Consider the following 25,837-nt stretch of genomic DNA (forward strand, 5'->3'; position numbering starts at 1 on the left):
TTATCAAAATTGTCTTAAAATTTAGTATACTCGCCTTACAATTCACTACTACCATGAACAACGAAGCTAACTTTATACAAGAAATACAAGAAGGATATAACTGCAAAGGAGATTCAATTTTTTTAGGTGCCGGTATGCTAAATGAAAAACCCATAGCCGATGCTGTGGTTAAAATCCCCCTTAAAACCCTCAACAGACACGGATTAATTGCGGGTGCCACCGGTACTGGAAAAACTAAAACCTTACAAATTTTGGCTGAAAATATGAGTCAAAAAGGGATTCCGGTTTTGCTAATGGACTTAAAAGGTGACCTTAGTGGTTTGGCACAAGCTTCGCCTATAGCCGATAAATTAAAAGGACGTCACGAACAAATCGACTACCCTTTTACCCCAAAATCGTCTCCTGTAGAATTATTATCACTATCGGGTGAAAAGGGCGTTAAGTTACGTGCGACGGTTAGCGAATTCGGACCGGTTTTATTGTCTCGCATTTTAAACCTTAGCGATACCCAAACGGGTATTTTGGCTATTATTTTTAAATATTGTGATGACCATAAAATGCCATTGCTGGATTTAGAAGACCTTAAAAAAATGCTTCGCTTTATTACCGAAGAAGGAAAAACCGAATTTGAAGAAATTTATGGTAGTGTTTCTAAAGCATCAACAGGTGCCATGCTTAGAAAAATTGTTGCCCTAGAGCAACAGGGAGCTGACCTTTTCTTTGGCGAACCTTCTTTTGATGTAAATGACTTAATGCGCTTTAACAGTAAAGGAGAAGCTTATATCAACATAATACGACTCACCGACATACAAGATAAACCGGCATTGTTTTCAACTTTTATGCTAAGTCTTTTAGCCGAAGTATATTCTACTTTTCCCGAACAAGGTGATGCAGACAAACCTAAATTGGCCATCTTTATCGATGAGGCGCATCTGGTTTTTAAAGAAGCTAGTGATGCACTAATGGGGCAAATTGAGAGCATCATTAAACTCATCCGTTCTAAAGGAGTAGGTGTGTTTTTTGTAACCCAAAACCCAACCGATGTACCCAAAGAAATTTTAAGTCAACTAGGGCTTAAGGTTCAACATGCTTTGCGTGCCTTTACCGCACGTGATCGTAAAGCCATTAAATTGACGGCAGAGAATTACCCTATTTCTTCTTTTTATAAAACCGAAGAGACCCTTACACAATTGGGAATTGGTGAAGCTTTTATTAGTGCACTCGATGAAAAGGGTAAACCCACTCCCCTAGCGGCTACTATGTTACGTGCCCCTATGAGCCGAATGGATGTGTTACAAGAAAACGAAATTGAACAATTAGTAAAAAGCTCTAGTTTGGTGGCCAAATACAACCAGTCAATTAATCGAGAAAGTGCATATGAGATTTTAAATCAAAAAATAGAAAAAGCAAGCCAACAAGAACAACTTGAAAAAGCACAAGAGCAACGCAAAGAAGTGGCTAAAAAGCAAACTCGAAAAACCGGCGAATCGGCTACTACAAAAGCAGTATTAAAAGTGCTAACAAGCGCCACCTTTATTCGTGGGGTAATGAGTATACTCAATAAAGCTTTTAAATAATGCATCGACATTTTAAGTTATACAAACCCTACGGTTATTTAAGTCAGTTTATCACCAATCAGCCTAAAGCTAAAAAGAAAAAGATGCTAGGTGAACTCTTTGATTTCCCAGAAAATACCATGGCGATTGGTCGTTTAGATTTAGATTCTGAAGGCTTACTCTTATTAACAACCGATGGTAAAATGAGTTTTGCTGTTTTGTCTAAAAACGTAGAAAAAGAATACTATGTTCAGGTTGATGGCCTCATTACCCCCACCGCATTAGAGCAACTTAAAAACGGCGTGCGTATTAGTATTCAGGGAAAGCCGTACGATACCTTACCTTGTAAAGCATATAAATTGGAGCAAATACCAAATTTCCCACCTCGTGCAAAAAAAATAAGAGATGAACGCCACGGCCCTACAAGCTGGGTGTCAATTTGTATCAATGAAGGAAAGTTTAGACAGGTAAAAAAAATGACAGCTGCCGTTGGTTTTCCCACTCTACGCCTCGTAAGGGTACGGGTAGGAAATACCAAATTAGAGCAGATGGATGCCGGTGAGGTGCAAGAAATCACTTCTTCGCTTGAAGCGGAATTTGCTTCCCGCTAAGGTTATAATTTAATGTACTACAATTTTATATCTTAAGCTTTTATCGGCACTTTCTAGTTGCAGGAAATATATGCCGCTTGGCAAATCAAGCTTAATTTCTCCTTGGGTATTCCCTTGTTGAACAAGCCTACCTAAGCTGGAGTATAGTGTAAATTCGCGACGCTGTTGTAAACCTTTTATAAAAAGTGCCTTATGCGCCGGATTAGGATAAATCTGTATCACCGAATTAGAGACTTTGGTATTTGATAACGGGTTGTTCCAAGTTTGCCCCTGCTTATCACCCCATATGTACTCAATTAAATCGGGATGATCTATAAACGGATTTCTGTTTTTTTGCCAAGTATAAATGATATTATTTCGGTTCATCTCAAAATCATCGGGCGGATCGTTTCTATGCCAATTCAATAAAATGTCTAAATCACCTAATTCACCCGTAATTTGGCTGTAGCCAGAAACAATAGATAAACCATTGTAGCGCAATGCCAAAAAGAAAACACTACGAGCCACATCACCTTTAAAACTCCCTTGGTTATTGATAGGCCCAGTATACTGTCCATAATGTTTATTTCCACGGGCGGAGTTCTCAGGGCCATCTACTGCTCGCAATCCGTGTGCATCAGAGTTGGCGTGACGTAAAGAATCGGCATTGGTTGTCCAATACACCGATATGCCATCGGCTGTTTCATCTTCTTCTATGCTAAAAAATCCGCCTCTAGAGCGAGGAAAAGTGTGCTCCCTATTCCAAGTTCCAGTGTTGATAGAGCTGGTCTGAAAATCTATTTTTTGTTTTACGCTCTCGGTGTACACTTGCCAAATTTGATTGTTATTTTCAGGATTTTCATCGGCTTGTTTTAAAATATCAATCACATCGCTATAGGTATGCGCTCGTACCAGGTTAGGGTCGGCAACAATCGCCTGCAAAGCATCTCTTAGTGAATTTCCTGCCAGTTGATTGATACTCGAATAATATCCCGAAGGCGCGGTACTGCTTACCGTATTATAAGTCGGATTTAAAGGAGTTCCCCAAGGAGATATGCTGAAATCATTATCGATAACACGCAAATCGATAAAATTATTTAATGCCAACAACTCAGGAGGTAAATTTACAAAGCGAACACGAGCAATTTCATCGCCTTCATCTAAATTGTCATCTATTATTTGTAAAGTTGTGCTCGTGGTATTGCTCCCTGCCGGTATGTTAAGCTGGATATTCCCTGTGAAATCGGCACTTGAAAATCCCCCTTGATCTAATTGTATACCAAAACTAGTAGTTTGCGTAACATTTTGTTCTGTAGTAAATTGTATTTGAATGCTTTCTCCTTCTTGAAATTCAGTTTTACTAAAACTCATTTGTATTCCGTTGAGTAGAATGCCACTGCCATCATTCAGTTGTCTCGGTGTAGGTGTTTTAACATCATAACCACCTTGATTGTTTAACTGAATGGATTCGTTGTCTTTATTGCCATTTGCATTTTCATCTATTTGCGTAGTTTCGCCCAACAGATTAAGCAAACTGGTGGCCGTTGGGTCGCTTGTACCATACACCAAAGCGTCGATCAAATTGGTAGTTGTAGCTAGGGTCCCGTCGGGAAAATCGGTGGGAGCGGCTTGGTAAATAGCCACTGCGTCTGCTCCATTTTGTATAAGATTGGGTGCAATAATGTATTGTGGAACTGGTGAAACTGTACTGCTTCCTATTAATAAAATGCCATTTACATCGGTCGTATAGCCGCTTAAATCTAGCGTGAGATAACTTGTATTTCCTCCAGAGGTAGACCCGTTGAAGAAGACTAAAACAAAACCTGTTAAATCAAAATTAGGCGTATTCGACTTTAACTCTACAAACTCCTGGTCATCTATACTGGGGGTATCACAATCTAGCTCATTAATTGTCAATTGAGCGTTAACCCAAGGAGAAAAAAGTAATAGAGAAATACCAAATATTAAATTGCGCATATTTATATTTTTTACAAAGGTAAGCCACTTTTTACCTAAAAACGCTGAATAATCAGACTTAATCTAGATTTTTAGATTAATTAATGTTTTAATAGCCCTATAGATTTTATAAATCACCAAAGGTTTCTTGATTGCCTTTATCTTTGTAATTTAGCCTTATTTGAAAATTAGAACTTATGAACGTATTATCAAGCTTGAATTGGCGGTATGCAACTAAAAAATTTGATACCGAAAAGCAGGTGAAAGACGATAAAATAAACTTACTTAAGAATGCTTTTAACCTAACGGCAACCTCCTATGGTTTGCAACCAGTAAAGATGCTCATTGTAAAAAATAAGGATTTGCAAGAAAAAATGATGCCGGCGTGTTTTAATCAAAAACAAGTAAATACGGCGTCGCATATTTTGATTTTAGGTATACCTGGAACCATAGATGAGCAATTTGTACGCAATTATTTTGATTTGGTAAAAAGCATACGACAAACTCCTGATGCCGTCTTAAAACCATTTCAAGACTTTTTAGTAGACGATTTTAAGAAGTCAACTACAGAAAAGATTGAGCGTTGGGCTACTAACCAGGTATATTTAGCGCTAGGTAATTTACTTACGGTGTGTGCCATTGAGTCAATTGATTCGTGCCCAATGGAAGGTTTTAATCCAGAAATACTAAGCGAAGTACTTTCGTTAAAAGACTATGATTTAAAACCCAAATTGCTTTTACCCATTGGTTACCGGGCCGATGATGATGCTTTTTCTCAGATGGCCAAAGTGAGAAAACCACTCGAAGAAACAATTATCGAGTTGTAAGTTATAGCAATCATTTAAAAAAAAAGCTTGTCTTATTCGACAAGCTTTTTTTATTTTTTGAATAAAATCTACTAATAGTTTACATATTCGGTTATTTCTAAACCATAACCAATAATTCCAACTCTTTTGGTTTGCTCGGTATTTGAGAGTAATTTGATTTTATGTATACCTAAATCGTGTAGAATTTGCGCTCCGATACCAAAATCTTTATGGTCCATTTCTAGTTTAGGTGCTTTCATAATACCGCGCTGTTGCTGCTCTTTGAGTTCTTCTAATCGATGTAATAAATTCAGCGTAGACTGCTCTTGATTGATGAATACAATTACCCCCGATCGTGCTTTTTCAATTGCTTTAAACATATCATCGAGTTTCTCATCGGCATTATTGGTAAGTGTGCCTAATATATCATTATTCACTAGGGTAGAATTTACCCGTACTAATACCGGTTCTTCTTCTTGCCAGTCTCCTTTGGTTAACGCCAAATGAACTTGATCGTTAGTGGTTTGTTTATATGCCCTTAGGCGGTACGTTCCAAAGCGAGTATTGATAGTAAAATCTTCTTTTTTCTCGATAAGCGAATCATGACGCATACGGTATGCCACCAAATCTTCGATAGAGATAAGTTTTAAATCAAATTTTTTGGCCACCTCTACCAATTGAGGTAAGCGAGCCATGGTACCATCTTCGTTTAAAATTTCTACCAAGATTCCAGCCGATTTAAATCCGGCCAAACGTGCTAAATCAACAGCAGCTTCTGTATGCCCAGTTCTTCTTAATACACCTCCATTTTTTGCTTTTAAAGGAAAAATATGGCCAGGTCTTCCTAATTCGTGTGGTTGGGTTTTTTCATCGACTAAGGCTTTTATGGTTTTGGCTCTATCGTGCACAGAAATACCTGTAGTACAACCATGCCCTATCAAATCTACAGATACGGTAAATTGGGTATGGTGCAATACGGTATTATTACTTACCATCATTTCAAGATTAAGCTCTTCACAGCGATCTTCTGTTAACGGCGCACAAATAAGTCCGCGCCCGTGTTTCGCCATAAAGTTTATCATCTCTGGGGTTACCGCTTCGGCAGCAGCGATAAAATCGCCTTCGTTTTCACGGTCTTCATCATCTACTACAATAACCATTTTACCCTGCTTAATAGCTTCTATAGCTTCGGGAATGGTATCGAGTTGAATTTTCTTTTTATTCTCTTTAGTCATAGCTTTTTTTTCAAATTTACTATTTCTTTGGTTTACGCGTAAGACCTAACTTTGCCGATAGGCGCTTAATCGGTAAAACAATAGCATCTGTATTTATAAATCCTTGGTCTGTAGTCGCTCGATAAGTTAAATAAATGCTCAAAGGCATCATTATAAATGTAGATAACCAACTGGCTAAAAACGGACTAATAGCTCCGTTCTCGGCACTATTGGTGGCAAAAATACCAATAAAATGATAGGTTAAAAACAGTAAAATTGCCACTACCATAGGTAACCCAAGTCCACCTTTACGGATAATGGCTCCTAGTGGTGCGCCTACAAAAAACAAAATAAAACACGAAACGGCCAAGGCAAATTTACTATGCAATTGGATTTCGGTTTTATTGATGCGGGTTGACTTGCGTCTTAGAATATTTTTCTTCCCTTTAATACTAGACAATGAACCGCGTGCAGTACCTATGGCGATATTTAAAATTTGTTGAGTTTCGGTGGGATTATAACTCGCATATAGATCTTCTAAACTATCAATTTGATAAGACAAGGTATCGGTTTGCTTTACTTCTAGACCCTTGGTATTTTTTAAAGTACTGGCGGTTGTTTTTCTTACCCCAAAATTATCGCTATATGCCTGTACACCACTTCGGTTTATGATATTGGTATTAAAGTTTATTTTCTCTTGATTGTAATCCGCCGAAAGCGAATCTAAAGCCACTCGAAGTTCTTGACTGTCTAGCATCTTGTAGCTGTAATTGTATTTCTCTTCGTTTAAATCGACGTCATTAAAATTTGATAAGTCGATATTTATGGTGTAGGTGTCAAAATAACTTTTTACAAATGGTTTGCGCTGCCGCTCTTTAAAGTCGTTAGGTTGAATTTCATCATAATAATTACCTTCAAACAATATCAGCGACAAAAAGTCTGAATCTTCACTACTGGCTAGTTCTCCTCTTTTGGCTTTTATTACGGTAAAGTTACCCCTGTTTTTTTGATTTTTTTTGTGGATTATTACATCTCGTAAATACTGATCGTTATCGCCAGATTTTTCGGTAACCTTAATATTTACATCTCCTATATCATTAAAGGCCCCCTCAACAATAGCCATTGCGGGCTTAAGCTTAGATATATTTTTTCGCAGGTTAATCGACTTAAATTCGGCCCAAGGAATTACATTGTTCGCAAAGAAAAAAGCAATTATACTTAGTAAACCGATAAAGTAAATCAAACTACGCATTGCCCTTTGCAGCGAAATGCCCGATGATTTCATAGCAGCAAACTCATAATTCTCGGCAAAACTACCAAAGGTCATTATAGAGGTAACCAAAATAGTTAACGGCAAGACCAGCGGTATTACTTTAGGCATAATGTAAAACAAAAACCTGCCAATCACAAAATAGTCTAGGTCTTTACCCGCCAGTTCTGATATATGTAGCCAAATACCTTGTAGCACAAAAATAAACATCAAGACTACAAAAACCGCAAAAAAGGTTTGTACAAAACTGGTAAAAATATACCGATCTAGAATTTTCAAGAAAAAAGGCTTTAGCTTGTTTTACAACTGGTTGATATAATACCCGTTATATTTGTTTTTGTCAAAGGTAAACAAAGACTGCGACAAGGGCTCGTTGGTATTAAATTGATTTACTTTAATGGTTACTTTAGTGCCGTTATCTTGAATTTGAATTAATTTATAGATGTGTTTGGTTTGTTTATCAACACCCAATAGAATCTCTTTTACTTCCGCTTGACTGTCAATAGGCGTTAACTTAATAAACTGTATTGTTCTACCCTTTATATTCTGAGTAATATCCCATTTGTAGGTATAACCCTCTTCATAAAAACTTAACATTTTTGATGGGGTAATACCTTCATCTTGGTTAGGATTATAATTTGAGATGGTAACCTCCTCATCCTCTGGCACAATAGTATATAATTTTTTACCATCAAAAAGGCGAGTAATCCCCATTAAATTTAAACGATAAAGTTCATTTTTTAAACTTACCTCACCACGGGTTTCTTGTTTAATATTTTCATTGGTGTTTTCTAAAATATAGTCGAAGTGAATCACCATATTGTCATAAGCTTTCACTTTGGCCGATACTTCATTTAGTAATTGCTCTGCTTTCGCTGAATTTTGAGCGTTAACACTAAATATAGCTAGCAATGCTAGACTAAAAACCATTAATTTTTTCATGCTGTTAACTTTTTTATGCTTCATTTAAAAATTCTTCCAATGCGTTTAAGTCGGTTATCAAAACTTGTCTGGCTTTACTACCTTCAAAAGGACCCACAATACCCGCAGCCTCCATTTGGTCAATAATTCTACCGGCACGATTGTACCCTATCTTTAACTTACGTTGCAATAAAGAGGCAGACCCTTGCTGTGCGGTAACCAATACTTCGGCGGCTTGATTAAACAGACTATCGCGCTCGCTCACATCTATATCAAGACCTGTGCCATTTTCTTCTCCTTCATATTCTGGCAAAATGTGCGCATCGGGATAAGCTTTTTGCGCACCAATAAAATCGGTTATTTTTTCAACCTCGGGTGTATCCACAAAGGCACATTGCAAACGAATCAAATTATTACCTTGGGTATACAGCATATCTCCTTTTCCTATCAATTGATCGGCACCTCCTGTATCTAGTATGGTGCGCGAATCTATCTTACTGGTCACTCTAAAAGCAATACGTGCGGGGAAGTTTGCTTTTATCATACCCGTTATTACGTTAACCGATGGTCTTTGGGTGGCTATTATCAGGTGTATTCCTATTGCTCGCGCCAATTGAGCTAGTCGCGCAATAGGAATTTCAACCTCTTTACCCGCCGTCATAATTAAATCGGCAAATTCATCTACCACCAAAACGATATAAGGCAAAAATTTATGTCCGTTTTCCGGATTTAATTTTCTTGCTTTAAATTTCTCGTTGTATTCTTTAATGTTACGCACCATAGCGTCTTTTAACAGCTCATAGCGACTATCCATTTCAATACAAAGCGAGTTAAGCGTATGAATTACTTTGGTATTATCGGTAATAATAGCCTCTTCGGCATTAGGTAATTTTGCCAAATAGTGGCGCTCGATTTTGTTAAACAAAGTAAGCTCAACCTTTTTTGGATCTACCAAAACAAATTTCACTTCGGCCGGGTGTTTTTGATAAAGCAATGAAGTAAGTATAGCGTTTAATCCAACCGATTTACCCTGACCCGTTGCCCCGGCCATTAGAAGGTGAGGCATTTTTGCCAAATCGGCAACAAAAGTCTCGTTTGAGATATTTTTTCCTAAAGCAATAGGCAATTGCATCTCGGCATTTTGAAATTTAGTCGAGCCGATTACCGAACGCATACTTACAATACTCGGATTTTTATTAGGCACCTCTATACCGATCGTCCCCTTCCCTGGTATGGGTGCTATAATACGAATTCCTAGAGCCGATAAAGATAAAGCGATATCATCTTCTAGGTTTTTAATTTTAGAAATACGCACGCCTGCTTCGGGAACAATCTCATATAAAGTCACGGTAGGCCCTACTGTAGCTTTGATTTGCGCAATTTCAATTTTATAGTTTTTAAGGGTATTAACAATATTGTTTTTGTTATTCTCTAGCTCCTCTTGGTTTATGGTAATTCCGCCTTTACCCGAGCTGTGGTCTACCAACAATTCAAGGGTAGGAAACTTAAAATTTTTCAATTCTAGAGTTGGGTCAAACTCGCCAAAATCTTTGACCAATTTGTTGCTCAAATTGCCCTCATCTACCTCTTCTTCTGCTGCTTGCTCTACTTCCATCGCCACATCATCGGTTTGATTACCAATGATAATTTTAGCGGGTTCAGCCTTGTCATCCGCTTTAGCTGAAACCTTCTCCGGTTGAGTATTTTCAAAAGTTATCGAAGAACCAAGGGTTTTCTCCTTTTCTTCGCCATTTTTATCTAGATTATTATCTTCTGCAGCTTGAGCTTCGGCTTCAGCTTTTGCTTTTTCTTGTTCAAGAAAGGCGTCTATTTCAGCTTGTTCTACATCTTTAGCCTCATCAAAATCGGCTTTCACCTGAGCTCGAGTCGTTTTAAAATATTGCCCCAAGACGTCTGGTGTTAAATTATAACGGATGATCAAATAGGCTAAAAAAAGAAAACTCAACACAAGTATGGTACCTGCAAAGCCTAAATAATCTTGCAGATAATCGTTGAGTTCATAACCTACAATACCGCTTAATATGGCTTGTTCGGGTGCAAAGAAACCTAAAACCGTACACAACCATAACATCAAAAGTAAGCCCCAAAACCAGTAAGATTTTATTTTTGCCGCAGGCTTTCTAAAGAACCAATAAAATCCTGTAACGCTCAACAAAAAAGCAATTTGATAGGCCGCGATACCAAATCCTTTAAACATAAAGAAATGACTGATTCCCGCCCCAAATTTATTCATCACATTATTTGCCTGCACACTCCTATCGGCGAGTGCGGCTAGCGTATCTTGATCGGCTTTCCAGTGAAACAAATAAGAGGTAAAAGCCAATAGCAAACCTAGTCCCAAGAAAAATAAAAATAGCCCTGCTAGTACCTGTTGCTTTTTGCTTGGCACCCAATTTATTTTCTTAACTACACGTTTTTTGGTCTTTACCGATTTTTTAGATGTTTTTTTCTTAGCCATTCACATTAATTGATTCGCAGACAAAAGTACAAATATGATTAATTAAACCACAGACGCCAGCATTTTAAATTTAGAAATTTATATAGGGGCAATAAATTAAAAGGCCAATAATTACTGCAACGCAAGCGCCTATGAAAACCGCTCCCGCTGCCAAATCTTTTATCTTTCCTATTTTCTCATGAAAGTCTGGATGTATAAAATCGGCTATTTCTTCAATGGCCGAATTAGCTCCTTCTAATCCCATCACTAAACCTATGGCAAAAAGTTGCATCATCCATTCTGTTCTGGAAATGCCGACAAACCACCCCAGTAAACAAACGCAAACGCCAATAAAGAATTGTGCTTGTATGCTATGTTCATACCGCAAAAGCAAATAGGCTCCTTTAATAGCATACAAGCCACCTTTAAGCCTACCGCGTATAAATTTTTTCATGTGTATAAAAATCCGTTTAGGTAAATATAGAGTTTAAGCCTTTACCCTCAAAATTTGTTTTGTAATTATACACAATAGAGTAACTATTAAAAAGGTTTAACCTGATTCATCAAGACCTAGTAATCTTAAAAGCTGAAAGCTTGTCTAAATATGGGTTATAGCTGCTTATTATAAAAACTTAGGCTAATCTTAGTATTATGTTACTATTGAATCTTGACATTCAACGGGCCCACCCAAGCCGTTTTGGATCCATCTAAACATACAGTGCGCACATAAAAATCGTAATTAACATTAGGTGAAATTTGGGTGTATGTAATTTGTGTTCCATAATCTGATCGTGACTCAATGGCCGATGATTCAGGAGATTTATGTTTTCCCACTAAATTAAACTCGTAGGTTTTGTTGTTGCCATCGTCTTTCCAACTTATACTAGCCCCAACAGGATCACCAAAGAAATTATATTCGGTATAATACGACAGGTTGTAAGGTTCTAAACATACATTTTGATTCTGTTCTGCAAAATAGGAAACAGGACCCACCCAGGCACTATGTCCTAGATCAATATTACAATAGGCCCGCACATAAGCATCATACACTTTGTTCTTTTCTAAACTTAAATCAAAAATCGTTTCGCTATTGGAACTTAGCTTTTGGCCTTGCCCCACTTCAAAGCCTTGTGCACCATACTCTACCTCGTAAAACGAAGCATCATTTTCATTATCGTAATAATTCCACGCTAAATATCCGTTAAATTCTAATGCATAAGGATTTTCACAAAAAGAAGAAATATTTATCGTTTCTGGACCAAACCAATCGGTTTTTTTACCGTTTTCTTGAACACCGCGAATCCAGAAATGATATACCACATCGCTAGCAAAAATCAAATCTCTAATTGGTTTTTCAACCCGTTGCTGATTAGAGGTAGTAAAAAAATCGGCCCATTCAGCTTGAACTTCATAGCCCGCTTCCGCGAAAGCGATTTCGACATAATCAAATTCGCCACGAATGCCATAATAAAAGTCTAATGAACTACCGTTTTGAGACACCTCAAAATAATCGATTTGATTCTGGGAAGCACTGCCTTCATCATCTTTAGAGCATCCCCATAAAAGGCCGAGAACCAAAACTAAATAAGCCTGCATTCTTAACTTCGCTATATCAGCAACCACTTTTCTTAGAACTAACATTTCCTTAAATTTTGCGGATCAATATACGCTAATTTTTCATTATTTTTAATAATTTTAGCACAACAGAGATTTTAAACCATCAACTTCTATCGTTTAATAAATTCTATCAATTGAAAAAAGTAAACAAAACCAATCGCTTTTTAATTTTAATACCAACTTTATTGGTAACACTCCTCAATTTTTCGTGCAAAGAAAATGTAGAATCGGCAAATGGAAAACAAAGTGAATTATTGACTAAGATTGAGGCCGTACAAGAACAAATAATGGCGCAAGGTGATATCACGAAAACAGAAGAACAGGCTCTTAAAAGTCTCTGCCAAATAATTGCTCGTAATGATGGCTTAGCTCGTTATACCTCTGAAAATAGCATACTATTAAAGAATGTACAAACGCCACCTGTATTTCCTGGTTGTGAGAATCAAAAAAAAGAAGACATTACCGCCTGTTTTTATGAGAAAATAACCACCTACATTGAAAAAGAATTTAATACACAAATAATTAAGGACCTTAATCTATCACAACCTAAACAACTGGCCGCCTTTTTTATTATAGACGAAACGGGAAACAGTACAGGTTTAAAGGTAAGAAATGCCGAAATTACGGTACAGGCCGAAGTTTTGTCGGTACTAAGAAAACTACCCGTTATGCAACCTGCTAAGCATCACAATGAAAAAGTTTCGGTGCTATGCTCTATTCTAATTACTTATAAAGAAAATATAAAAGTAAAGCTTACCTACCTACCAGAAAGACCAGAATAATTTTGATTTTCGCATATTTTCTAACCAACTTTTCCGCACCAAAGTTTAAATAGCAATTACTATAATAGCTAAATTTATAGATATAAAAAACCCGATATACTTTTGTCGGAGGTGAATATTAAATTCAATCACCTCATAATCTACAAATTTTTATAGCTTTGAGAATAGCTTTTATTTGATCATCCTAATTTCTATCAGCCAAATTTACAAACCTATTTAAATCGACCAATGTAGCCTAAATAAGCAGCTGAATTAATTATGGAGAATTAGCGCATCCCCTATAAACACTATTAACGTACTTCATACCTCCTGTAACTTTCTACGTCTAAAACAAGTATTCTTACTACTTAGCAAGATAAGTTAAAATCCTAAGATACTTCATAGCTCCCTCGAAGTTAGCTCGATACTCCTTCGATAAAACTTCGATAAACCCTTATATTTCGAGGGGTCAACGAAGAAGTATCGAAGGAGTTACGAAGCAGCTATGCTTTTACCCTCCTTATTGCTGGGGAATTTTCTTACGTGAATTTTAAGCAACTAGACCTATATCAAGACATGTACTCTACCAATATTTTGGTCAGGCCTCATAAAAATTCAATTCTCAATACGAAAAACAACAGCTATAAAATATTTGTTCAATTCGGTTGAAACCGATATAATATCGAGTAGGTTTTAATTTGGTTGTTGTATATACACGTCTGGAAATCAAACGGACTTTTCATTCCCCGTGCCTTGTTTTAAATAACGCTGGTTCAACTACTTTTAAGAATAAAAGAACTAAGCAAAGATTTTGAGTTGTACAGGAAAGAAAATTACCATTAAAATAGCCGACCAGGCAACGTTTCACATTGCTAAAAATTGCCAAGAAAAACTACCCACTCACTAGGCCTTGTTCTAAGAAAATAACTAAACAATTAAACGTAAATTGTCGTGCGGAGAAAATCACAATAAAGAAGTTTATTTAAATGGAGATATGGAGTTGTGATGCAAATCACAAAATCCGTTTTCAGCCAACAAAACTCCAGAGCCAATTTTGAAAATCGTAACCTTTAAGTTACATTTATAGTGATAGAGAAAATTAGAAAGGTAATAGCTTATAAAAACTATTTTCAAGATTTTCTGACTAAACAACCAATAAAAGTTCAGGATAAGATTTTTAAAGTAACCGAAGCAATAGAAACATTTGAACAAATTGCTCAAAACTTAAAATCTTCACTATCTTTAATGAGGTTACAAATTATTTTTAAGGATAGAATGACCAATATGACGAATTTACCTTAAAAAACAAAATGACTAAACCTAAAAAAATAAAGCAGATTGTGAAATCAGTGTTACTGATTGGAACCTTTATTTCTTTATTTTTTGTGCCCTGGGTTTTGGTAAAGGCTTGGATTTTACCATTACCAGATAGCCTTCAAGAACAAGTAGATGAAGCATTAGGATATGGTTTTGACGGAATGATTGTTTACGTAGATCAAGCAGGAAAAGATCCTCAATTCTATACAGGAGGATGGAAAGAAAGAGAAAAGCAAATACCCGCCGAGCCACAATCATTATTCAAAATTGCCAGTATCAGCAAATTATATACCGCTGTAGCAGCCACAAAATTGGTAAAAGAAAAGCGCTTGTCTTTTGACCGCACTTTAACCGATTACCTTCCCCAACTACGATACCGAATAGAAAATGCCGATGAAATCACCTTAAAAATGATGATTCAACATCGCTCTGGAATTCCGAACTATACAGACAATCCATCGTTTTGGGAAAACGAAGAAAAAAATTACAAAACTCCCCTAAAATTTGCTTTAGACTTGCCGGCCAGTTTTAAACCAGGTAAAGATTATGAATATTCAAATACCAATTATATATTGTTACGGCAGATAATGGATAAGGTTTTAGCATACAATCACCACGAATATATAAAAGAAAAAATTTTAATACCCTTAAACCTTAAAAACACCTACTTTACAATTGACGAAGTAGATATAAATGATTTAATGAGTGGGTATTACGTGGGAATTGAAAAAGATTTCAAATTCAGAGACAATGGAATGATAGCAACGGCAGAAGATGTGGGAATATTTATTAGAGCCTTGAATGATGGTTCCGTATTTCAAAAAGGAGAACAAGAAATCTATCCCTATAAATATGAACATGGCGGTTTAGCAGTAGGCTACCAAAGCTTGGCAGAATACCATGAAGATATTGATACGGTGGTGGTTCAATTTATCAATACAACCAATTTTGAAGGTTATGAGTATAATTTGTCTGAAATAATAATCAATCGAATGGTGAAAATCATAAAAAAGAGGAGTTAGGTAAAATCACATTTATATTCATCGCTTTCGCGGAATTAAATAAAACAGATCTAGTTGAATTTTTCTTTTAAAAAATGGTTTTTCTCAGTAACCAACGTAAGATTTATGTCAATAACCAATAATTCTACTTATAGTGGATAAAATACTACTAGAAACCATTATATTTGAGTGGGGATAATGAGTTGCCAGTAATTATGACCAACACTAGGAATGAAAGAAATCTACGAGCCTAAATTTGTTGAAAAGCTATTTGATAAAATGAGTAGTTCGTATGCAAAAATGAATTACATAACCTCATTTGGATTTAGTGAAAGATGGAGAAGACAGTGTGTCAAGCAAATTGAAATCGAAAAAGGAAAAATAGTTGTCGATTTAATGACTGGCATGGGAGAATGTTGGAAACACATTTTAAAAGATTCAGACAAAAACTCAAAACTAATTGCAATGGACTTCTCTACTGAGATGATAAATCGTGCGGAGAAAAATAAATCGAAATTCAAAAAATTTAAAATTGAGATACTTAAAGAAAATGTTTTTGACAATTCAATTCCGAACGAATCTGCTGATTATGTAATTTCAGGTTTTGGGTTAAAGACATTTAATGATGATCAACTTGGAAAATTATCAAACGAAATTTATCGAATTTTAAAACCAAACGGAAAGTTTTCCTTAATCGACGTTTCTGTTCCAAAAAGTAAAATAATAAATCCCTTTTATATGTTTTACTTGAAAAATATTATTCCTATTTTAGGAAAAGTATTTCTTGGAAGTCCAGAGACTTATAAAATGTTAGGAGTTTATACAGAAGAGTTTGGAAACTCAAAAAATACATTTCGAATTTTTAACGGTCATGAATTTGAAGTTGAATATGTAGAATATTTTTTCGGTTGTGCAAGTGGAATAAAAGGAAGAAAAATAAAATAGCTGACACTAATAATTATGCATTAGAAAATGCTTTACCACACATACTTAAATTATCGCTTTCGCGGAATTAAATAAAATAGATCTATGTGAATTTTTCGTTTAAAAATGATTTTTCTCAGTAATCAACGTAAGATTTATGTCAATAACCAATGATTCTGGTTTTATTGGATAAAATACAACCACAAACCAGTATATTTGAGTGGGGATATTATATGCCCTAAAAAGCTCAAAACTTCCTCAAAATGGAACAAATAAAAATAATACTCTTTGCCTTAGCTTCTTTCTTTGGTATTGAAAATGGTAGAATAGCTGCTGAGAAGACCGACATCACAATCTATCCAGAGAATAAAAAAATTGAAGTTGTTCAAGAAAAATTGTTTAGTATTCTTCAATCAAAAACAGATAGTACATTGGTAGTAGAGCAATGGAATAAAATTCTTGATCTGAAAAGAGATGAAGAAGCCTGGTCAGAAGAGTTAAATGAATTTCCAATCAAAAACTTTGAGCTTTTCACGAATAACAATACAATTCAACCACACTTAATACTTCATTATACAGAAGAAATTAACTTAAAAGCATTGGGAATATGGTATAACAAAGAAAAAAATGAATTTTCAATTAATAACATTCCTCAACACAATCTAAAAACCGATGATGGAAAATTAGTAGGGAATTATTGGTTTTTTAAAGCTAAGGATACCATCGCCTTTAGTATAGAACCATTTCTTCAACTGCCAAATGCCTATGAAAAATTAAAAACGCCATTAGAAAAATTAGTAAAAACAGATAATTAATACCATCTGCTGGCCAATTGATTTTTCAATAAGATCTAAAGGATTCAAAATTAGATGAAATTTCATACTTTCCCTATTTCGCGTCCAAGGTCGTTAATGGGTAGAAAGAAAAAAAATAAACCTAAATCTAATCCGCTAAGGAAAGTAACTAAACATAAAAATCACCAAATAAATATCGAAATATGAAAAATTTAATAAAGCTATTCTCTGTAATCATGAGTTTATTATTCATCGCTGCTGCTTGTAAATCTGACCCACAACAAAGCGATATCAACCTTAATAATGGTGAAAAATGGCAAGTAAATGCCGAAATGAAACCCCACATTAAAAAAGGAAATGAATTACTGACCGATTTTATGGCTGCAAAGAATAAAGACTACAAAAAATTAGCCGAGAATTTAAAGACACAAAACAACCGCTTGATTAAAAGTTGTACCATGAAAGGAGAAAGTCATGACGAATTGCATAAATGGCTCCACCCCCATATCGAACTTATTGAAAAGCTCTCAATAGCCGAAAATAATGAAGAGGCAGAAGCCATTATTTTCAAGCTCCAAAAGTCTTTTGAAAACTATGAACACTATTTTCAATAAGCCTTAAAAAATCTTTTGGTAAAATTTTATTACAAGAACTTACAATTTAAATTTAACGGTCATAGCACGGTCAGAGTGCATTTAGAGCGGTTGTAGCAAATAATATACCCTATAGACATTTTCTCTAACCAGTAAAAGCAGTAATAAGTACCCTTTTCTAGTGAAGAAGACTTATATACCCCCCTCGGTTTAAATAAAAATAGTAAAATAAACCAAGAAGCAACCTAGTAAATACCTACACTTCTCACCTTTGTAAACCGATTATTGGGTATATTTGATTTGTGGTTTACAGTATTACGAGATTCTTTTGGCAATTGAACGATTTAAAGGAAATAACAATAAAAACAACCCATACTAAAATCGATAATACACACTGAATAAATACAATAATAACGGTTTATCATAACCGTTTTTTTATCATAAGAATAATGGAACATACCTAATACATACACGGAATGAGCTGTAACGGTTGTCGTACTCACGTTGAAGAAACCCTTGATAAAGTAAAAGGTGTTTCTAAAGCAACGGTAAATTTAGATGAGGCAGCGGCTATAATTGAAACCGAAGAAAATATTCCTATTGAAAAATTTCAAGCAGCCTTAGAAAAAGCTGGGGGTAATTATAGTATTCATCATCCTGGCGAACAGCCTAAAAATAAAGAAGATAAAAAGAAAAAAACCGCTAAAGGTAAAGGCACGGGTACCTTCTATTGCCCTATGCATTGCGAAGGTGATAAAACCTATGATAAACCTGGCGATTGCCCTGTTTGCGGAATGGATTTAGTCGAAGAACAAAACCTGTTTACGGCATCTTCAGAACAATGGACATGCCCTATGCATCCAGAAATAATTGAGGATGAGGCAGGCTCGTGTCCCATCTGTGGAATGGATTTAGTGCCCAAACAAGCAAATTTATCTTCAGAAGAAAAAACCTATAAAAGCTTACTAAAGAAATTTTGGTTAGCGATGATATTCACGCTGCCTATCTTTATCATTGCTATGAGCGAAATGATCCATAATAACCCATTGTATGACATTATGGAACAGCGATATTGGAATTGGGTACAGTTCGCGTTATCTATTCCTGTTGTATTTTATGCCGCTTGGATGTTTTTTGAACGGGCTTATAAAAGCATCAAAACCTGGAACCTCAATATGTTTACCCTTATCGGAATTGGTGCAGGAGTGGCATGGGTATTTAGCCTAATAGGAATGTTATTTCCAGCCGTATTCCCCGAACAATTTTTGTCTGAATCTGGCGCAGTACACGTGTATTTTGAAGCTGCAACCGTCATATTAACATTGGTTCTTTTAGGTCAGTTACTTGAAGCGCGTGCGCACAGCAAAACCAATTCGGCAGTAAAAGAATTACTCAAATTAGCGCCCAATAAAGTGATTAAAATTGTAAATGAAGAAGAAGTTGAAGTCAGTATCGATGAAATACAAATAAATGATATTTTAAAAGTAAAACCAGGCGATAAAATTCCTGTAGATGGTGTCATTACAGAGGGTGAAACGGCTGTCGATGAATCTATGATTACGGGCGAACCTATTCCTGTGCGTAAAACTAAAGATGATAAAGTAAGCAGTGGTACTATAAACGGAAACCAATCATTTTTGATGAAAGCCGAGAAAGTAGGAAGCGACACCTTACTTTCGCAAATTATTCAGATGGTAAATGACGCCAGTCGTAGTCGCGCACCTATTCAAAATTTAGCCGATAAAGTTTCGGGGTACTTTGTCCCTATTGTAGTCATTATATCGATAATTACATTTATAGTTTGGTCCATTTGGGGGCCAGCACCAGCTTATGTTTATGCACTGGTCAATGCGATTGCGGTGCTCATTATAGCCTGTCCCTGCGCTTTAGGTTTGGCCACTCCCATGTCTGTAATGGTTGGTGTGGGTAAAGGTGCCCAAAATGGGGTGTTAATTAAAAATGCCGAGGCCCTTGAAAAAATGGATCAAGTAGATACTTTGATCGTTGACAAAACGGGTACTATAACCGAAGGAAAACCTACCGTAGAAAAAATAGGCTCTTTTACCGATGCGTTTAGTGAAAAAGAGATCTTACAATACATTCTTGCTTTAAATACCAATAGTGAACATCCCTTGGCAGAAGCCACGGTTAACTACGCAAAAGAACAAAATACTAAACTATTAAAATCTAAAGATTTCAGCGCCCTAAATGGAAAAGGGGTTGAAGCTATCATAACGGATAAAAAAGTGGCCCTGGGTAATCCTAAAATGATGGATTATGCTAAAGCAAGCCTTACGGCTCATATGCAAAAAGAAGCCGAAACCTATCAAAAGCAGGGTAAAACGGTTTCCTTTTTAGCCATAGCAAATACCGTTGTGGGTTATGTAGTTATCGGCGATAAGATTAAGGAAACTAGTGCCAAAGCGATTAAAACCCTACAAAAAAAAGGCATTGATGTTATCATGCTTACAGGCGATAATCACAATACCGCCCAGGCTGTTGCAAAAGAATTAAAATTAGCCGATTTTAACGCCGATATGTTACCTGAAGATAAACTCCATAAAGTTGAAGAATTACAGGAAAGCGGCAAAGTGGTAGCCATGGCAGGCGATGGTATTAACGATGCTCCAGCCTTAGCCAAAAGTGATGTAGGAATTGCCATGGGAACCGGTACCGATGTCGCCATAGAAAGTGCGATGATAACATTGGTAAAAGGCGATTTACACGGAATTGTAAAAGCAAAAAACTTGAGCCATGCCGTAATGAAAAACATTAAGCAAAATTTATTTTTTGCGCTTGTTTATAACACCTTGGGGGTACCCATAGCTGCTGGTGTTTTATTTCCATTTTTCGGGATATTGCTCTCCCCTATGATCGCTGCATTAGCAATGAGCTTTAGTTCGGTTTCTGTAATCGGTAATGCGCTCCGATTACGTACAAAAAAAATAGAATAAAATGCTAGGCGAAACAAAATCCTATGCAAAAGACATAATTCAATTGACAGCTTGGCACAAACCATAACAAATGTATTATATCAGCTTAGACTGGATGTGTATTTTTCTGTAACTTCTTGATTTAAATGGGGTAAATATAAAAATTTTCTTACTTATGAAAATGAGCAAACTAAATAGAAAGACTATTAAACACGGGTTTTATAGTGGCTTTTTTTATGCCTCTGCTATGGCTTTATTTGATTATTTGGGGCACAAGGACTTTAATTTATGGAAGTTTATTTTCTGTTTTTTATTTTTCGGTTTTTTTTCGGGATTACTCTTTAGACCAACCTTAAAAAAAAAACAGCAAAGTAAAAAGAAAGATTGAAATGGTTTTTTATTTATAAAGATATAAGGCTAATTTCTCTTAGGATTTAGAAGATTAATTATTTTTTAAACGAGAAATTTTATTGTATTTAAGCTTAATCTAACTATTTGTTTCATCTTGACGGGCAATTATGTACAATTCCAATTAAAGCCATAAAATTTCATTATTTAACTCAAAAACTATCACCCCCTTTACTATGAAAAAATCAGTTTTATTACTTTTCTTAGCACTAACTAGTATAAGCTTTGGCCAGGCCAACCTGACAAGAGATTTCTCAAAAATTTTTAACAAGGCCAACAAAGATGAAATTAATCGAATTGCCCATAAATTAAACTATAAGCCAAATGAGGAAATAAGAGTTTTTGTTTTTTTCAAAATTAATGAAAAAGGAAAATTTTATGATATAAATGCGCGTAGCGAACACCGCAGGATTGAAAAAGAAGTAATTAAACTTTTTAAAGAATTTACAGCAGATAAAACTACCTACGTTGAAGTAGAGAAAATCGGAAAAAAACTGGCACTACCAGTTGTATTTAAAACAGAAACCCAACGAGCAAGGAAACGTAGACTAAAAAAGGAAAAGAAACTTAAAAGCAAACGCGAAGACTAAAAGCGCATATCTCTTAAAAATTTTTTTATGCAAGTTCAATAATCACTACAAATTTGACAACTAAAAGCTTTTCTCAGCTTTTGAAAATATCGCTTGGGTGGTACTGACTTTAATTGCTTGGGCTTGCTATTTGCCGTATCTTGTGTTTCGCGTGAATGTAAGGCTCTCTTAATAAACACTTCAATTCGCATTACTGCATTAAATTTTAAAATAAAAAAACCAGCAAACATCAAGTCTGCTGGTTTAACCTAAAATTTGGGATAACTACTGATCGATTGAACCCAATACTTTTTTAGCAAATGCATTGGCTGCATCGCGTTCAGATTGGCCATCTGCAATCATCTGTTTAACCTCAATGGCGCCACAAAGATTGGTAATCAATTCACCTATTACATCTAAATCGGTTTCTGTTGCCGAACGATGCTCCGAAAAAGACTCCAATACCTCAATCGTGTGTTCGAGTGCCTCTTCAGAATGATTTTTCTGGAAATGTCTAATTACTGGTAACTTCATCTACTAATGCTTTTAAAGGTTCTAATTTATTGGTCTGTACTTGATTTACAAACTCCCCATCTTTAAAGGTTGCAAATGTGGGTAAATTGTCCACTTTTGCTAACTTTCTAGACTCAGGAAACTTCTCTGCATTTACCAAAATAAACGTAGTATCTTCGTGTTCTTGAGCTAGTTTTTTAAACTTTGGCTTCATCAAACGGCAGTTACCGCACCAGCCAGCCATATATTGTACCACAACGCGATTGTTGCTGTTCACAATCTCTTGTAAATTATCTTGATCTAACTCTTTCATAGCAATTTTTCTTTAATTAGTAATTTTGCATTTTGTAGGCTTTCAAGCTTGTTTTAAATCAAATTGCAAACCTTTTCGCCTACAAAATGCAGTGTAATTTTCTTCCTTTTCTTAGTTTGAAGACAAATAAGAAGCTACTCCCTTGCTATTCGCTTGCATAGCATCTTTACCTTCTTCCCAGTTTGCAGGGCAAACCTCACCATTTTTCTGTACGTGGGTATAAGCATCAATCATACGTAAGAATTCAGACACGTTTCTTCCTAATGGCATATCGTTTACTCCTTCGTGAAAGATTTTTCCTTCTTCATCAATAAGGTAAGTTGCACGATAAGTCACGTTATCTCCTTCTACAGTATATGCACCAGTTTCCTCATCGTAGTGCTCGTTTTCGATATCTAAAATACCTAAACGTGAACTTAAGTTACGATTTGAGTCAGCTAAAATTGGATAGGTTACTCCTTCAATTCCACCATCGTCTTTTGGGGTGTTTAACCAAGCAAAATGAACTTCTGCTGTATCACAAGATGCACCAATTACCATTGTATTTTTAGCTTCAAAATCAGCTAAAGCTTCTTGAAAAGCGTGCAACTCAGTTGGGCATACATAAGTGAAATCTTTTGGGTACCAGAACAATAATACTTTTTTATTATTTTTCTTAGCCTCTTCTAAAACATTGATTTTAAAGGTTTCGCCCATTTCATTCATTGCGTTTACCTCTAAGTTCGGGAATTGTTTTCCTACTAATGACATATTTAAAAATTTTAAAGTTATACTTGTTTTACACCTACAAAAATATAGAATTATTAAGGCAAAAAACAAGTTTCATGCTTGTTCTTTTTTATTACACTATAAGTGTATTCTATAACATTTATTAAAAGTAATAGTTTTTACTTATTTATGTTGATTTCACTAGGCTTAAAGCCGATTGAGAAGCCAACAACAAACCTGTTGGAAACCGCAAATAGTCCAATTTTAAGTTGTTTTATTTTACATGTAGGCAAGGTTGATTATATTTACCCTATGAAAACACTATTTACGCATATCAAAGGTTTGGTACAAGTAAGGGAAGAGACATTTACTTGGTTAGCCGGAGAAGCCATGAGCCAATTACCAGTACTAGAAAATGCTTGGTTATTAATTGAAAACGATAAGATACTCGACTATGGCAGCATGCCCAATTTACCCGATAAAACTTGGGACGAGCAAATTAATTTATCTGGTCAATTTGTGCTACCCGCTTGGGTAGACTCACACACGCACTTGGTCTATGCTGGCAATCGCGAACAAGAGTTTATCGACCGTATTAAAGGCCTAACTTACGAAGAAATCGCAGCTAAAGGCGGAGGCATTGTTAACAGCGCCAAAAATCTACAAACAACCTCAGAAAACGAACTTTACCTTCAAGCCGCTAATCGTTTAGAACAAGTTATGCAAATGGGTACAGGGTCTATCGAAATCAAATCGGGGTATGGCTTAACGCTTGAAGCGGAATTAAAAATGCTAAGCGTTATAAAAAAACTACGCCAACAATATGATTTACCTATAAAAGCTACCTTTCTGGGTGCCCACGCGGTTCCACCAGAATATAAAAACAATCAAAAAGCCTACGTAGATCATCTGATTAACGAAATGTTACCCGCAGTAGCGGAACAGGGAATAGCCGATTATGTTGATGTTTTCTGTGAGAAGAATTATTTTAGCGTTGCCGAAACCGAACGTATCATAGAAGCCGCACAGCAATATGGCTTACCCGCCAAAATTCACGTGAACCAATTTTATGCTATTGGCGGTATAGCGGCCAGTGTAAAACACAACGCCAGGAGTGTTGATCATTTAGAGGTATTAACCGATACCGATTTAAAGGCCTTACAGCATACGCAAACCATGCCAGTTGCTTTGCCTTCGTGTTCTTTCTTTATAGATATTCCCTATACCCCAGCAAGAAAAATTATAGATGCTGGCCTGCCATTGGCCATTGCAACCGACTACAATCCTGGTACCACGCCCAATGGCAATATGAATTTTTGCTTATCGTTAGCGTGTATTAAGATGAAAATGACACCCGAAGAAGCTATTAATGCCGCCACCCTAAACGCGGCGTACGCTTTAGACTTGTTAGACACCCACGGCAGTATTACACCGGGTAAGCAGGCTAATCTCTTGATTACCGAAAAGATACCCTCGTACGGATTTTTACCTTACTCTTTTGGTCAAAACCATATTGAGCAAGTTTATATAAACGGAAAACGCCTTTAATATGAAAAACTTTACTTTTTTTACACCCACTCGTGCTCAAGAACTTACGAAAACCAGAGTTGGAGAAGTTAAAATGGGAGAAAAACTGGCCTTTGTCAATCATTTTGATGATTTAGCCAACCGTCCCGAAGAATTTATTATTATCGGTATTCCAGAAGATATTGGGGTACGTGCCAATTACGGAAAAGCGGGGACCGCAGCCGCTTGGGAAGCATTTTTAAAGGCTTTTTTAAACATCCAAGTTAATCCTTATAACACCACTAAAAATTGCCTAATTCTAGGTGAAATTTTAACCCGTGGCAGTATGCAAGATGCCGAAAAAACCAATGATCCTAAAGAGTTGGGCGAAATTGTTAGCTTTAATGATACCACGGTTACTCAAGTAGTGCAAAAGGTTATTGAGGCCAATAAAACACCAATAGTAATTGGTGGCGGTCATAACAACGCTTATGGTATCATCCGCGGTGTGGCTCTGGGATTAGATCAACCCATTAATGTGCTAAATATAGATGCCCATACCGATTTAAGAAATACCGATTACCGTCATAGCGGAAATGGTTTTAGTTTTGCCAGCAAAGAAGGTTACCTTGATCGGTATGCTATCTTTGGTTTGCATCAAAACTATACACCAGACTATATTTTTGAAGCTATTAAAGCCAACAAACAACAACACTATGTATGTTACGAAGAGATTATGCATCTTACCGCTCTCGACAAATTGGTGAAATTTAAGAAAACAGCAGACTTTGTACGCAATCAATTTGGTCTAGAAATCGATTGTGATGCGGTAGCCAATTTTATTAGTAGTGCAGCAACCCCTACAGGTTTTGATATGCGTGAGTTGCGTAGTTTTGTTAATTTAGCCAAAAAGCAAAAAACCCATTACTTGCACATCTGCGAAGCCATACCTGATGAGAACGGACAAGTTGGTAAAGCACTAAGCTACCTTGTTTCTGATTTTATACGGGACGAATAAAAACTTTTTAAGTAAAAAATACCCCCAATTCGCTAAATACGAATTGGGGGTATTTGATTTAAAAGCTTTGATTTGCCTAAACTGATTATTT

23 protein-coding genes are annotated in these 25,837 nt (G+C 36.0%); 13 read left to right on the forward strand and 10 right to left on the reverse strand.

The window, feature by feature from the left end; genetic code table 11:
- Positions 1-53: 53 nt before the first annotated feature.
- Both ACH2AZ_RS01970 and ACH2AZ_RS01975 read left to right on the forward strand, forming a co-directional pair.
- Positions 54-1,577, forward strand: a complete 1,524-nt coding sequence (locus ACH2AZ_RS01970) for a helicase HerA-like domain-containing protein (protein WP_394906405.1) — start codon at positions 54-56, stop codon at positions 1,575-1,577.
- Complete coding sequence (locus tag ACH2AZ_RS01975) at positions 1,577-2,167, forward strand: pseudouridine synthase (protein WP_394906406.1); 591 nt, start codon at positions 1,577-1,579, stop codon at positions 2,165-2,167. Before ACH2AZ_RS01970 ends, ACH2AZ_RS01975 begins: the two co-directional genes overlap by 1 nt.
- 9 nt (positions 2,168-2,176) lie before the next feature.
- Here the strand turns inward: ACH2AZ_RS01975 and ACH2AZ_RS01980 are convergent, their stop codons facing one another.
- Complete coding sequence (locus tag ACH2AZ_RS01980; RefSeq protein ID WP_394906407.1) at positions 2,177-4,123, reverse strand: endonuclease; 1,947 nt, start codon at positions 4,121-4,123, stop codon at positions 2,177-2,179.
- 176 nt (positions 4,124-4,299) lie between these two features.
- Here ACH2AZ_RS01980 and ACH2AZ_RS01985 point away from each other — a divergent pair, with 176 nt between their 5' ends.
- Positions 4,300-4,929, forward strand: coding sequence for an NAD(P)H-dependent oxidoreductase (locus ACH2AZ_RS01985; RefSeq protein WP_379044151.1), 630 nt, complete (start codon positions 4,300-4,302; stop codon positions 4,927-4,929).
- A 71-nt stretch (positions 4,930-5,000) separates the two neighbouring features.
- Here the strand turns inward: ACH2AZ_RS01985 and ribB are convergent, their stop codons facing one another.
- From ribB to ACH2AZ_RS02015, 6 genes are all read right to left on the reverse strand, one after another.
- Positions 5,001-6,143 carry a 3,4-dihydroxy-2-butanone-4-phosphate synthase gene (ribB, locus tag ACH2AZ_RS01990; RefSeq protein ID WP_394906408.1) on the reverse strand — a complete coding sequence of 381 codons (1,143 nt, stop codon included), beginning with the start codon at positions 6,141-6,143 and terminating at the stop codon, positions 5,001-5,003.
- Positions 6,144-6,162: 19 nt separating this feature from the next.
- On the reverse strand, positions 6,163-7,671 hold the full coding sequence (locus tag ACH2AZ_RS01995) for an LptF/LptG family permease (RefSeq protein WP_379044145.1): 1,509 nt from the start codon (positions 7,669-7,671) through the stop codon (positions 6,163-6,165).
- 21 nt (positions 7,672-7,692) lie between these two features.
- Entirely contained in the window at positions 7,693-8,334 is a 642-nt protein-coding gene (locus ACH2AZ_RS02000; RefSeq protein ID WP_394906409.1) for an outer membrane lipoprotein carrier protein LolA, read from the reverse strand.
- A 13-nt stretch (positions 8,335-8,347) separates the two neighbouring features.
- Positions 8,348-10,792 carry a DNA translocase FtsK 4TM domain-containing protein gene (locus ACH2AZ_RS02005; RefSeq protein ID WP_394906410.1) on the reverse strand — a complete coding sequence of 815 codons (2,445 nt, stop codon included), beginning with the start codon at positions 10,790-10,792 and terminating at the stop codon, positions 8,348-8,350.
- A 70-nt stretch (positions 10,793-10,862) separates the two neighbouring features.
- A complete protein-coding gene (locus tag ACH2AZ_RS02010) occupies positions 10,863-11,225 on the reverse strand; it encodes a diacylglycerol kinase (protein WP_394906411.1) in 363 nt (120 codons plus the stop codon).
- A 203-nt stretch (positions 11,226-11,428) separates the two neighbouring features.
- Entirely contained in the window at positions 11,429-12,412 is a 984-nt protein-coding gene (locus tag ACH2AZ_RS02015) for a hypothetical protein (protein WP_394906412.1), read from the reverse strand.
- Between the two features lie 110 nt (positions 12,413-12,522).
- On the opposite strand from ACH2AZ_RS02015, the gene ACH2AZ_RS02020 reads away from it, so the two are divergent.
- The 8 genes from ACH2AZ_RS02020 (at position 12,523) to ACH2AZ_RS02055 (ending at position 21,709) form a co-directional block, all read left to right on the forward strand.
- Positions 12,523-13,170 carry a hypothetical protein gene (locus ACH2AZ_RS02020; protein ID WP_394906413.1) on the forward strand — a complete coding sequence of 216 codons (648 nt, stop codon included), beginning with the start codon at positions 12,523-12,525 and terminating at the stop codon, positions 13,168-13,170.
- A gap of 1,065 nt (positions 13,171-14,235) precedes the next feature.
- The gene (locus tag ACH2AZ_RS02025; protein ID WP_394906414.1) at positions 14,236-14,451 is read left to right on the forward strand and encodes a hypothetical protein; all 216 of its coding nucleotides are present in this window, start codon (positions 14,236-14,238) and stop codon (positions 14,449-14,451) included.
- 8 nt (positions 14,452-14,459) lie between these two features.
- Positions 14,460-15,488 (forward strand): serine hydrolase domain-containing protein, encoded by a 1,029-nt coding sequence (locus ACH2AZ_RS02030; RefSeq protein ID WP_394906415.1) that lies wholly within the window; start codon positions 14,460-14,462, stop codon positions 15,486-15,488.
- Positions 15,489-15,698: 210 nt separating this feature from the next.
- Positions 15,699-16,412: a class I SAM-dependent methyltransferase gene (locus ACH2AZ_RS02035; RefSeq protein ID WP_394906416.1), complete on the forward strand. Its 714-nt coding sequence runs from the start codon at positions 15,699-15,701 to the stop codon at positions 16,410-16,412.
- Between the two features lie 242 nt (positions 16,413-16,654).
- Positions 16,655-17,206, forward strand: coding sequence for a hypothetical protein (locus ACH2AZ_RS02040; protein WP_394906417.1), 552 nt, complete (start codon positions 16,655-16,657; stop codon positions 17,204-17,206).
- Positions 17,207-17,388: 182 nt separating this feature from the next.
- A complete protein-coding gene (locus tag ACH2AZ_RS02045) occupies positions 17,389-17,799 on the forward strand; it encodes a hypothetical protein (RefSeq protein WP_394906418.1) in 411 nt (136 codons plus the stop codon).
- Between the two features lie 455 nt (positions 17,800-18,254).
- On the forward strand, positions 18,255-20,732 hold the full coding sequence (locus ACH2AZ_RS02050) for a heavy metal translocating P-type ATPase (protein WP_394906419.1): 2,478 nt from the start codon (positions 18,255-18,257) through the stop codon (positions 20,730-20,732).
- Between the two features lie 563 nt (positions 20,733-21,295).
- Positions 21,296-21,709, forward strand: coding sequence for a hypothetical protein (locus ACH2AZ_RS02055; protein ID WP_394906420.1), 414 nt, complete (start codon positions 21,296-21,298; stop codon positions 21,707-21,709).
- Positions 21,710-21,973: 264 nt separating this feature from the next.
- Here the strand turns inward: ACH2AZ_RS02055 and ACH2AZ_RS02060 are convergent, their stop codons facing one another.
- From ACH2AZ_RS02060 to ACH2AZ_RS02070, 3 genes are all read right to left on the reverse strand, one after another.
- Positions 21,974-22,222 (reverse strand): DUF6952 family protein, encoded by a 249-nt coding sequence (locus tag ACH2AZ_RS02060; RefSeq protein WP_379044096.1) that lies wholly within the window; start codon positions 22,220-22,222, stop codon positions 21,974-21,976.
- The gene (locus ACH2AZ_RS02065; RefSeq protein ID WP_147862375.1) at positions 22,203-22,514 is read right to left on the reverse strand and encodes a co-chaperone YbbN; all 312 of its coding nucleotides are present in this window, start codon (positions 22,512-22,514) and stop codon (positions 22,203-22,205) included. Before ACH2AZ_RS02065 ends, ACH2AZ_RS02060 begins: the two co-directional genes overlap by 20 nt.
- A gap of 111 nt (positions 22,515-22,625) precedes the next feature.
- Complete coding sequence (locus tag ACH2AZ_RS02070; protein WP_394906421.1) at positions 22,626-23,264, reverse strand: peroxiredoxin; 639 nt, start codon at positions 23,262-23,264, stop codon at positions 22,626-22,628.
- 270 nt (positions 23,265-23,534) lie between these two features.
- On the opposite strand from ACH2AZ_RS02070, the gene hutI reads away from it, so the two are divergent.
- The gene (gene hutI, locus ACH2AZ_RS02075) at positions 23,535-24,770 is read left to right on the forward strand and encodes an imidazolonepropionase (protein WP_394906422.1); all 1,236 of its coding nucleotides are present in this window, start codon (positions 23,535-23,537) and stop codon (positions 24,768-24,770) included.
- 1 nt (position 24,771) lies between these two features.
- Positions 24,772-25,746 carry a formimidoylglutamase gene (locus ACH2AZ_RS02080; protein WP_394906423.1) on the forward strand — a complete coding sequence of 325 codons (975 nt, stop codon included), beginning with the start codon at positions 24,772-24,774 and terminating at the stop codon, positions 25,744-25,746.
- Positions 25,747-25,837 lie beyond the last annotated feature (91 nt).

The organism is uncultured Mesonia sp. (assembly GCA_947499595.1).
GTDB lineage: Bacteria > Bacteroidota > Bacteroidia > Flavobacteriales > Flavobacteriaceae > Mesonia > Mesonia sediminis.